The sequence below is a fragment of the Caballeronia udeis genome, assembly GCF_001544555.2.
GTDB classification, from domain to species: domain Bacteria; phylum Pseudomonadota; class Gammaproteobacteria; order Burkholderiales; family Burkholderiaceae; genus Caballeronia; species Caballeronia udeis.
The window spans coordinates 1-11,201 of sequence record NZ_FCOK02000140.1 but is presented as its reverse complement, the minus strand read 5'-3'; the positions used below and the strand labels follow the sequence as shown (position 1 = coordinate 11,201).

8 protein-coding genes and 2 pseudogenes are annotated in these 11,201 nt (G+C 61.6%); 4 read left to right on the top strand and 6 right to left on the bottom strand.

Annotated features, from left to right (window positions below):
• Nucleotides 1-318: 318 nt before the first annotated feature.
• The gene (locus AWB69_RS44110) at nt 319-1,071 is read right to left on the bottom strand and encodes a 3-oxoacyl-ACP reductase family protein (protein WP_062093056.1); all 753 of its coding nucleotides are present in this window, start codon (nt 1,069-1,071) and stop codon (nt 319-321) included.
• A 252-nt stretch (nt 1,072-1,323) separates the two neighbouring features.
• Here AWB69_RS44110 and AWB69_RS44105 point away from each other — a divergent pair, with 252 nt between their 5' ends.
• Entirely contained in the window at nt 1,324-1,794 is a 471-nt protein-coding gene (locus tag AWB69_RS44105) for an Lrp/AsnC family transcriptional regulator (protein WP_047847121.1), read from the top strand.
• Between the two features lie 338 nt (nt 1,795-2,132).
• Here the strand turns inward: AWB69_RS44105 and AWB69_RS44100 are convergent.
• Nucleotides 2,133-3,478, bottom strand: a pseudogene (locus tag AWB69_RS44100) (LLM class flavin-dependent oxidoreductase).
• Nucleotides 3,479-3,821: 343 nt separating this feature from the next.
• Here AWB69_RS44100 and AWB69_RS44095 point away from each other — a divergent pair.
• From AWB69_RS44095 to AWB69_RS44085, 3 genes are all read left to right on the top strand, one after another.
• Nucleotides 3,822-5,468: an FAD-dependent oxidoreductase gene (locus AWB69_RS44095; RefSeq protein ID WP_062093055.1), complete on the top strand. Its 1,647-nt coding sequence runs from the start codon at nt 3,822-3,824 to the stop codon at nt 5,466-5,468.
• Nucleotides 5,465-5,791 carry a 4Fe-4S dicluster domain-containing protein gene (locus tag AWB69_RS44090; RefSeq protein WP_062093054.1) on the top strand — a complete coding sequence of 109 codons (327 nt, stop codon included), beginning with the start codon at nt 5,465-5,467 and terminating at the stop codon, nt 5,789-5,791. The genes AWB69_RS44095 and AWB69_RS44090 overlap by 4 nt, the downstream gene beginning before the upstream one ends.
• A gap of 299 nt (nt 5,792-6,090) precedes the next feature.
• Entirely contained in the window at nt 6,091-6,663 is a 573-nt protein-coding gene (locus AWB69_RS44085; RefSeq protein WP_062093053.1) for a phasin family protein, read from the top strand.
• Between the two features lie 355 nt (nt 6,664-7,018).
• Here the strand turns inward: AWB69_RS44085 and rbsK are convergent, their stop codons facing one another.
• From rbsK to AWB69_RS44065, 4 genes and pseudogenes are all read right to left on the bottom strand, one after another.
• Complete coding sequence (gene rbsK, locus AWB69_RS44080) at nt 7,019-7,954, bottom strand: ribokinase (protein ID WP_062093052.1); 936 nt, start codon at nt 7,952-7,954, stop codon at nt 7,019-7,021.
• A 217-nt stretch (nt 7,955-8,171) separates the two neighbouring features.
• Entirely contained in the window at nt 8,172-9,173 is a 1,002-nt protein-coding gene (locus AWB69_RS44075; protein WP_062093051.1) for an ABC transporter permease, read from the bottom strand.
• Complete coding sequence (locus AWB69_RS44070) at nt 9,170-10,783, bottom strand: sugar ABC transporter ATP-binding protein (RefSeq protein WP_062093050.1); 1,614 nt, start codon at nt 10,781-10,783, stop codon at nt 9,170-9,172. The genes AWB69_RS44075 and AWB69_RS44070 overlap by 4 nt, the downstream gene beginning before the upstream one ends.
• A 202-nt stretch (nt 10,784-10,985) precedes the next feature.
• Nucleotides 10,986-11,201: pseudogene (locus AWB69_RS44065) on the bottom strand (sugar ABC transporter substrate-binding protein); the annotation flags it as partial.

Here is an 11,201-nt window from a genome sequence, read left to right as displayed (position 1 = left end):
GTCCCGCCTCGACTGGCAGCTCGCTGCCAGTGCCATCAGTATCGATGAAAGCGGGACGGACTATCTATATTGGGTCGGCCAGGTTCAGTCGCACGAAGAAGATTCACAGCCGTCCGTTCCTGAGCGGCCAAGGGGCGACCCCCATTGTTGATTTTGACCATCTCGATGACTGCGATGGCCGGCATTCACGCTGCGCCGTTGCCTTTCGATATCGCCCGCTTATGTCGAGCCTTGCGTTTCACCGCAAGCGAATCGACCGTCAGGCCCTGCGTGGTCTGCTCATGATACTGAGCGCCCTCGCGGGCTCGAAGGCAATCGTCAAGCACTCGTGCCGCCATCGACTTTCAGGCTCGTACCCGTTATGAACGCCGCTTCCGGGCTTGCCAACCAAGCGACAAGACCCGCGACATCGTCGCCTGATCCGTAGCGACCCAGTGCGATTGAGCTCCGGATCTGGTCGGCCATCGGACCGTTGGCTGGATTCATCAGCGTATCTATTCTTCCAGGCTGGACGTTATTGATCGTAATTTCCCGGCTACCGAGATCCCTCGCCAACGCACGTGTCATGCTCGCTACGGCGCCTTTTGTCGCGGCGTATACGGACACGCCCGGAATCGGCATATAGTCGCTGCTGACGCTTCCAATGTTGATGATCCTTCCGCCTTTCTCCATAAAGCGCAGCGATTCCTGAATGGCGACGAACAGGCTCTTGACGTTGATTGCCAGCATCTGATCGATATGTTCCAGCGAAAAATCGTCAATCAGGCCGACGCGGAACATCGCGGCGTTGTTCACAAGAATATCCAGTCTTCCGAAGCGGTTCGCCGTCGATCCGACCGCGGCTTTCACCGCTTCTGTGTCCGCACTGTCCGCGCGGATCGCCACGCCCCGTCGCCCCAGTCGAGCGATGTCCCGGATGACGCCCTCTGCGTCATCACTCGAGCTTGAGTAGGTTATCGACACGGCTGCGCCTTCGCTCGCGAGACGCCTTGCGATTGCCGCTCCTATACCGCGGGAACCGCCTGTCACAAAAGCCACTTTGCCATCCAGTTTTCTATTCGAAAAAGTCATGTCCACTCCTTTCAATTGCGTCTTCCGTGCACCTCGGAAACGGGCCACGGTGACGCCGCGATTCGACATTCGGGGAAGTTGAAACACCTGTCAGGGGCTTGCTGCGCAAGCACGCCAAGCCGTTCTGCTGCAGTGCGATACGAGATAATTTTAGCTAGTTTGCAGCGGCGGTCTGTGCCAAACTAAGCCAAATATCTGGTATTTAGTGGCGAAAATAGATGATTTGATTGATTTGTCTGGTAGAAAAAGCTAATGAAATTTGATCGCGTTGACGTTGATATCTTGCAGGCGCTGCAGCGTGACGCTCATGTCAAGACTGCGGATCTGGCTGAATCGCTCGACATCTCTCTTTCGCCGCTGTATCGGCGAATTCGATTGCTCGAGGAGGCGGGCGTCATTACGAAATATGTGTCGCTGCTGGATCAAGAGAAGGTGGGGTTCCCGATCAACGCCTATGTGTCAGTCGCTATCGAGAAATCCGCCGAAAAGCTTGCCGCTTTCGAGCGCGCCATCCTGAGTTGCGAGGAGGTGATGGAGTGCTATCTGATGACCGGTGCGTTCGATTACATCGTGCGCGTAGTTGCCAGCGACATTGCAGGCATCGAACGTTTTGTTATGACGCGGCTCGCGACTATCGATGGTGTCCGAGACGTCAGCACGTCAATCACCCTGCGGCGTGTGCAGTACAAGACGGTGTTACCGGTCCGGCCAGGCGGGGGGTAGATTTATCCAGTCGCGCCGGGAATACCAGGCGGACGGAGAAGACCGCTCTCAACGTTGCTTTCAGAGAGCGCCGCTAAACTGGACGCACAACCCTGGGCGCTATCCAGCTACGCGAACGACCGCCTGGTTCAATAGGGCAGTGGCACGAAACGGCGTTCGCGATCCCCTCCTTGTGAACGGGCACTGTCTCAAATCTGCCCGGGAGCGGTCGGTCGGGGATCTCGCCCGTATGGCTCTAGTGGGTCGGCTAAGGAAGCATGGGTGCACTAGCGGTACAGCCGGGTGCCGCTTCGCAAGTCGCGCATCACCCGGCTACGAATACTTCGCGGAAAACCCCTTCAACCCGCGGCGCGTTGCCGTATAACCTGCGCGTGACGATTCCCCGGACGCGGCAGTCCCAGGTTCTCGCGTAGTGTCGTACCTTCATACTCGGTGCGAAACAGTCCGCGCCGCTGCAATTCCGGCACGACCAGCTCGGCAAACTCGGTCAGTCCGCCCGGCAACCATGGCGACATGATGTTGAAGCCGTCCGCTCCTTCTTCTTCGAACCATTCCTGCAATTGATCGGTAATACTCTCTGGAGTGCCAACGATCTGCTGGTGTCCGCGAGCGCCGGCTATGCGCAGGTACAGGTCCCGAATGCTCAGGTTTTCGCGCCGCGCCAGATCAAACAACAATTGCCGCCGTTCGTTTCGGGCAGGTCGGGCAATGGCCCGTCCACGGGATACTTCGATAAATCGACACCGCCGGTCATTTTCGACAGCAATGCAAGGCCGACATCGGGATGAATGAGGTGCTGCAGTGCGTTGAACTTGGCGCGCGCCTCGTCGTGGGTCCTGCCGATCACCGGAAAGATGCCCGGCATGATCTTCAGGTCGTCAGGCTGCCGGCCGTACTTGACGAGCCGTTCCTTTACGTCCTGATAGAACGCCTTCGCTTCATCGAGGGTCTGGTGCGCGACGAAGATCACCTCGGCGGTCTGCGCGGCAAGTTCGCGGCCTGCATCCGATGCCCCGGCCTGCACGACCACCGGCCAGCCCTGCGGGGAGCGAGCGACGTTGAGCGGGCCACGCACCTTGAAATGCTTGCCGCGATGGTTCAGTGTATGCAGCTTGTCGGGATCGAAATAGATCCCGCTTTCGCGGTCACGAATGAAAGAGTCGTCCTCCCAACTGTCCCAGAGGCCCGCGACCACGTCATGGAACTCGCGTGCGCGTTCGTAGCGAACTGCGTGAGCCGGGTGTTGCTCGAAGCCGAAGTTGAGGGCTTCCGTTTCGCTGCTCGACGTAACCAGGTTCCAGCCCGAGCGGCCGCCGCTCAAGTGGTCGAGAGAGGCGAACTTGCGAGCGACGTTGAACGGTTCATTGAACGTTGTGGAGACCGTCGCGATCAGGCCGATGTTTTTTGTGACCACCGACAAGGCGGCGAGCAGGGTCAGCGGTTCAAAGTGGTCGGCGCGTGCCGTGCGCGAAAGCGATGCGAGATTCGTGTCACGGATGCCGACACTGTCCGCGAAAAACACCGCATCGAATTTCGAACGCTCGGCGACCTGCGCGAGCTGGGCGTAGTGCGAGAAATCGAGTCCGCCGGCCAGGTGTGCATCGGGATGACGCCAGGCAGCAATATGGTGCCCTGTCTCCATCAGGAAAGCACCCAGCTTGATCTGTCGCTTGGCCTTGCTCATTGCGTGCTCCACGTCGTCGGGTCGTTCGGATGGAGGTCTATTCTTGGCCGTGGCGACGTTTTGAACAATCAACGATTTTTGCTTTGCATATTCTGCGCAGCGGCCAATGGATCGCGTTAAAAGCGCGAAGGCGGCTGCGTCAACGCATGGATGATCCGTCGCGACGACCGTTCCGCCGCCGCGACGAGGCGCATGTTTCGCGATATGCATATGTCTGTTTTCGCTGTATCGATAGAAAAACAAGATGGTTGCGCCAGCGCTCGGATGGTTGCTCTCATAGCGGGTATTTCAACGAGCCCGAAGGAGCAGGAATCGTGAGCACCGTACAGACGCGGGAGACGCAATGAGCAACGGCGGTTCAGGCAATCCAGTCGTGTCGGGCGCGGAAGGGGCAGGGCAGCATGAGGTGGACGTGCTGGTTATAGGAGGCGGTCCGGCGGGTGCTTGGGCTGCGATCAGCGCTTCGGCCAAAGGCGCGAAGGTGCTGCTGGTGGACAAAGGCTTTTGCGGAACGTCGGGGGCGACGGCACCCGCCGGCACGGCGCTATGGCACGTTCCTCCCGACACCAAGTCGCGCGAGAAAGCCAAGGCGAGCCGGTTCGCCCTCGGCGGCGAACTGGCCGAGCACGCATGGATGGATCGTGTGCTCGAACAGACCTGGATCAATGCCGAGCGGCTGGCGGAATGGGGTTATCCGTTTCCGGTGGATGCAGAAGGGACCGAGCATCGCGACTCGCTGCAGGGCCCCGAGTACATGCGACTCATGCGCAAGCGGGTCAAGCAATCCGGCGCCCGGATCCTCGATCACAGCCCCGCGCTCGAGTTGCTGACCGATGAACATGGCGTGGTCGCCGGCGCTGCCGGCGTGCATCGGCAGACGGGCGACACCTGGCTCGTGCGTTCGCAAGCTGTCGTGATCGCCACAGGAGGATGCGCGTTCCTCAGCCGCGCGCTCGGCTGCAACGTGCTTACCGGTGATGGCCAGTTGATGGCTGCCGAAGCGGGCGCGGAACTGTCCGGCATGGAGTTTTCAAACGCTTATGGACTGGGGCCCGCGTTTTCCTCGGTGACGAAGTCACTCTTCTACAACTGGGCAAGCTTTTACTACGAGGATGGCTCGGTGATCGAAGGCGCCGGTTCGGCGCGCGGCAGGGGCATCATCGCCCATACATTGCAGACACAGCCGGTGTACGCGCGCCTCGATCGTGCCGACAGCGACATTCGCCAATGGATGCGTACGGCTCAGCCCAACTTCTTCCTGCCGTTCGATCGTCAGGGGATCGATCCCTTTGAGCAGCGCTTCCCCGTGACCTTGCGCCTCGAAGGCACCGTGCGCGGCACGGGCGGCCTGCATGTCGTCGACGAAAGCTGCGCAACCTCGGTCGAGGGACTCTACGCAGCGGGCGACGCAGCTACCCGCGAATTGATATGTGGCGGCTTCACCGGTGGCGGCAGCCACAATGCGGCCTGGGCGATGTCGTCGGGATTCTGGGCAGGCGCGGGTGCGGCGGATCGTTCGAGGGACGCTCGCGCCACGGCGCGGCGTGTCCTGAGGCGCGCAGGCGGAGTGGGCTTGCACGCGGGCAGTGCAAACGCCCCATACGATAGCGCCAATGTTATTCGCGCCGTGCAGGCCGAGGTCTTCCCCTATGAGCGCAACTGGACGCGAAGCGGCGACCTGCTCGAAGACTCGTTGCAGCGCCTGGATGGCCTATGGGAGCGGCTGAGACATTGCGCATCGGCACGCAGTGCTCAGGAGGCCGTGCGTGCCCGTGAAGCGGCCGCCATGCTGGCGACGTCGCGCTGGATGTATCGGAGCGCCCTGCAGCGCACCGAGACGCGTGGCATGCATCGCAGGCGCGAGCATGGGGCCCTCGACCCGCGTCAACACCATCGGCTCGTGAGCGGCGGGCTGGATGAGGTGTGGGTGCGGCGGCTTGCAGTGCCGTATCAGGAACACGGGGACTTCTCTATCGCGGCGGCCCCATGATCGAAATCGTCAGTGCCGCGCGCTGTACGGGATGCAATATCTGCGTGACTGCGTGCCCGACCAACGTGTTCGATGCGGTGCCGAACGGAATTCCGGTGATTGCCCGGCAGGACGATTGCCAGACCTGCTTCATGTGCGAATTGTATTGCCCCGAGGACGCGCTTTTTGTCGCGCCGTTCGCCGACCGGGTCCGGCCGAAGGAAAGTGTCCTTGGCGAACCCGTGACAATGGGCGCCTATCGCAGCGCGGTGGGTTGGGCGCGCGGCGAGCGGTCCACCGCAGATCAGGACGCGAGCTATGAACTGCTGATCCGGGCGCGCTGAATACGCGGGGACGTCGCAGGACCGGTGTGTTCACGGCCTGTTCCGTCGTCTGACTCTTATGGGCGATGAAATCGATTCCATCTGACGGGGGAGCGAGCTGGCGCGGTACCGCTGCGGGTCTTACCCGCGGCACCGCTTGAATCAGGGACGCCGCCATCTTTGCTATCACGAATATGTCATTTGACATCCTTGCTCGTGGCACAAAGAATGGACTTGATGTTGCGACGCATCACGTTCGCATCATGTTTTCGAAGTAACTGCTAGTGCCCGCAAGTGTTCGTCTACCCAGGAGCATAGAGATGACCCAGTTTTCTCCGGAACAGTTCGCCGCAGCACAAAAAAGCCATGTCGAAACATTCTTCAACCTGACAAACAAGGTGTTCGAAGGCGTCGAAAAGCTGACCAACCTGAACCTGCAGGCCACGAAGTCGATATTCGCCGAAACGCAGGAAACCGCGCAGAAGACGCTCTCCGGGAAAGACCCGCAGGAACTGGCCAAGCTTCAAAATGCCTTGGCGCAGCCGGCCGCCGAAAAGGCCCAGGCATACAGCCGTCATGTGTATGAGATCCTGACGGGCACCCAGGCGGAATTCCTCAAGGTCGCTGAAGCGCAGTTTGCCGAATACAGCCAGAGCACGCAGTCCTTCATCGACAATCTGACGAAGAACGCACCGGCCGGTGCGGAAACTGCAGTGGCACTGCTGAAGTCGACGATCACCGCCGCCAATACCACTTACGACACGGTTCACAAGGCAACGAAGCAGGCCGTCGAACTTGCTGAAAGCAGTTTCGATGCAGCGACGGCTGCCGCGTCGAAGGCTGCGAAGGACACCACCGCACAAGCGTCGCGAGCCTCCAAGACGACCGCCTGACGCAGCAACGCACGGTGAGGGGGCATACCCCGCGCCGTGCTGCACCGACCGGACGTTCGTTCCGGTCGGTCACGAACGCTTGACGGATTGTCATGCTCCGCATTGCCGGCCGCTCCTGACGAAGCCAGGACAGCCGAAATCCGCAAGAAATCCCTGCACGTCCTCAGCCACCACCAGGCAATTGCGATATGCATGTACGACGCGCCGTCGGTTCTCAGCGCCGTTCGTTCGTTGCATATCAGCATTGATCGTTTCGTTCCCGATTTCCTCGTTGTCAGGATCGCTGGTCAGACGCGACTAGCGGTACATGCACGCTAACTCGCGCGGGTCGATTCACGGTCTTATCGGGAAAGGACTAGGACGCGCTGTCGACTTCCTGGCGAGTCGGGATCGAGGGTTGTGCGCCTGCACGCGTGACGGAAATGGCGGCCGCTCGCTGGGCGAGACTGATTGCAGCCTCAATGGGTTGCCGTGACGCCAACTGCGCGGCAAAGACGCCAATGAAGGTGTCGCCCGCCGCGGTGGTGTCGACCGCGCTTACCTTCGGCGCAGGGTAGTGTGTGCCTTCTCCCCCCGCTTCGGGCAACAGATAAGCGCCTTGCGAACCGAGCGTCACTATGACGTTGCGCGCGCCCTCTCTCTGAAGTTCTTTCGCCGCCCGGCGCGCACCGCTTTGCGATTCAACCGGCAACCCGGCAAGGATCGCGGCCTCTACCTCGTTCGGAACCAGATAGTCGATCAACGGAAGCCATTCAGGCGGCAGTGGACCGGTAGCCGGCGCCGGGTTCAATACGGTCAGCTTGCCGAATCGCCGGGCGGTGACGAGCGTGGCATACACCGAATCCCAGGGGGTTTCGAGCTGGCACACCACCACGTCAGCGGCCTTGATGACGGCCTCATGGCGCTTGACCATCTCGGGGGTAACCTGGCCGTTGCTGCCAGGCACTACGACGATCGTGTTCTGGCCGTCGTCCGCTACGGTGACGATCGCTACGCCGGTCGGTACTGACGGGTCGGTTTCCACCGCGCTGCAATCAATCCCTTCCGCCTCGAGCCCTGCCAGCCGCAATGCGCCGTTGGCGTCGCCGCCTACGCATCCCGCCATGGCCACGCGGCCGCCGATACGTGCAGCCGCAACCGCCTGGTTGGCGCCCTTGCCGCCGGAGATCTGCGAGAACTCATGGCCGCTGATCGTTTCGCCCGGACGGGGCAGGTGGGGCGATCGCGCGACCAGGTCGGTATTGATACTCCCCATGATGAGGACGGAGCCTTGCTTCATTTCTTTGGACATTTTAATTTCTCCTGCTGGCGAGCCGGTCGGTCGCGGGGCTTGGGTTTTTGTTCAGCGCGCCAATAAGCGCGCTAAGCCAAGCCAAGCTGGGACACTACCGGCATCGCCGAAAATGGGGATGTGTTGCATCGACCACCCGCGATCCACCCTTGCAAGGGCCGAATCAACTATCCAGAGCGCGGCTGCGCGAGCGCTTAGAACCGGGCGTTGCCAACGCTTACATGATGCGCCGTTTGCTGCGGTAAGTATCCAGCACGACCGCCACCACAATCACCGCACCGGTGATGATCCGCTTGGTCGGCTCGTTTGCGCCGATTTGCGCAAGGCCGGCCGCCAGCACCGAGATGATCAGGACGCCGAAGAAGGTGCTGATGACAGAACCGCGTCCGCCCATCAGGCTGGTGCCGCCGATCACGACCGCGGCAATCACCTGCAGTTCGATCCCCGATCCGGCATTCGGATCGGCCGCTTCAAGCCGGGAGATCTGGAACAGGGCAGCAAGACCCGAGAGCAGGCCCATCAGCGCAAAGACGATGACCTTGTACGGCCGTGGGTTGACGCCGGCCAGCCGCACGGCTTCCTCGTTGGTGCCAATGCCGACCAGATAGCGGCCAAACACCGTTCGGGTGAGCACGAGCTGCGCCACAACCATCACGACGATGGCAATCAGGAACGAAGGGGAAATGCCGAACGCGATGGGATTCGAGAGAAAGTCGAAGGCGTCGCCTATGTACGCCGTGCGCGAGTTCGTCATCTGGTATGCAAGGCCGCGTGCCGCTTCCAGCACACCCAGCGAGACGATGAACGAAGGGATGCGCCAACCCACCGTCACAGCGCCTGTCACGCAGCCGGTGAGCGTCGCACCGGCCATACCGAGAAATGCGGCCGGGAGCGCCCCCCAGTGCCATTGCAAAGCCGCCACGCTGGTCACCGCAGCCCCCAGCGCCAGCACCGAACCCACCGAGAGATCGATACCCGCAATGATCAGCACGAACGTCATGCCCACCGACATCACCACCAGATCGGGAATCTGGTTCGCGATCGTGCTGAAGGTGTCGTAGGTCAGGAAGTGCGAGCTCAGCACGGAGAACAGCGCGATCATGGCGACCAGCGCACCCATCAGGCCCAGGTAGTTCGAGAACCCCAGCCGGGTGCCGATCGGCTTCGCGCTTTTGGGCGGCTCCGTCTGCAATTTCGGCGTCGTTGTTTGTACAGTCATGACTGGTGCTCCGTGATAGGGGTGTCCGGCGTCTCGGCGCCCGGTTCAATGGATTCGCCGAGGATTTTATCTCGGCCTGCGTAACCCGCGAACGCCGCGGCCAGCAGCGCGTCCTGCGACCAGTTATCGCGTTCGAAGACACCGGTCAAACGCCCCGCCGACATCACGCCGATCCGGTCGCAGATCAGCATCAGCTCGCGCAGGTCGCTGGACACGACCACCAGCGCACGGCCTTCGCGCGCCTGGGCGCCCATCAGCGCATAGATGTCGAACTTCGCGCCTACGTCGATGCCGCGAGTGGGTTCATCGAAGAGCAGCACCGTGCAATCGCGGGCGAGCCAGCGGCCGATCACCACCTTCTGCTGATTGCCGCCCGAGAGTTCGGACACCGGTTGCGCGGCGCTCGACGTGCGGATTCGCATGGCGTCGATCTGCTTCTGCGCGAGGGCGGTCTCGCGGCGGGCATCGATAAAACCGTGCTTCGACACCGCACCGATATTGCCCAGCGAAATGTTCGCGGCAATCGGCTGGGGCAGTAGCAAACCTTCGCCTTTGCGGTCTTCGGTGATGAGCGCAATGCCCTGGCTGACTGCATCGGACGGAGACTTGATGCTGACCGTCTTGAGCGCCGCACCGCGATGCGCGACTTCAATGCTGCCGCTATCCGCCCGGTCCGCGCCGTAGATCAGCCGCATGAGTTCGGTCCGGCCCGCGCCGATCAGCCCGCTGATGCCGAAGATCTCGCCGGCCTTTACTTCAAACGATACGTCGCGCACGGCGTTGCCGCGCGTCATGCCTTGCACCTTGAACGCGGTCGCGCCAATCCGGCGTTCGCCGAGATCGATACGCTCGCCAATATCGCGTCCGACCATCAGCGTGACGAGCTTGTCGCTGGTGAGCTCGCTCATGGCGTCGACGTGGACCAACCGGCCGTCGCGCAGCACGGCCGCGCGTTCGGCAATCCGCGCCAGCTCTTCCAGCCGATGCGAGATATAGACCAGCGCCACGCCGCGCGCTTTCAGGCGCTCGACTTGCTCGAACAGCAGGTCGACTTCGCGAGCGGTGAGCATGGCAGTGGGTTCATCGAGGATCAGCACGCGGCAATCGCCAATCAGGTTGCGCGCGATCTCGACCATCTGCTGATGGCCAATGCCGAGCTCACCCACGAGCGTATCCGGGTCGATGGCGTCGAGCCCGACCTGGGCCATCGCCTGACGCGCATCTTCGCGCAGCACCGTGCGGTCGATCCAGCCGAAGCCACGTTTGGGCAGGCGATTCAGGAAGAGGTTTTCAGCGACCGACAACGTGGGCAGCAGGTTCAGTTCCTGCATCACCATGCGCACGCCGAGTGCTTCGGCGTCGCTGCGGCTGGTTGGCGCGTACGAAATACCGCCAAGCTGCATGGAGCCGGTCGTAGGCGTGACCAGACCGCCCACGATCTTCGAGAGCGTGCTCTTGCCGGCGCCGTTTTCGCCTGTCAGCGCGAGCACTTCGCCGGGACGCAAATGGAGCGAGACGTCCGCGAGCACCGGTTCGACGTAGGTCTTGCCGATCCCGTGAATGGTCAGCACCGGCGCTATGTCGGCGGGAGGGGCTTTATGACTTGGCATCAATATGAGGGGCTGGGACGGGTACTTGAATGCGAGTACCGCCCCGGCAGCAAAGAGCCGGGGCGTACTACACGTTTGAACAGGTGAAACCAAAGCCGGGCGCGCCGGAACACTCTACGCTCATGCGGCGTTCAGGTATGCGCCGCCGCAGCCAAGCGCGACGACGCACGCCCGATAATGCCTACCCGATGACTTGATGCGCTTACTTGGTGACCAGGTTGACCGGCGTTTCCACTACGCTCGACAGTTCCGACTGCTTCTGGTGCCCGGAGAGCGCCTTCAAAGCCGTGTCGATGCCAAATACCGCCTGCTTTGCAGCGTATTGATCGGCGGTTGCAAGAACCCGGCCGTCGGCGAGCATCGGCTTGATGGCGTTGATGTTGTCGTAACCGACGACCTGCACCTTGCCCGCCTTGCC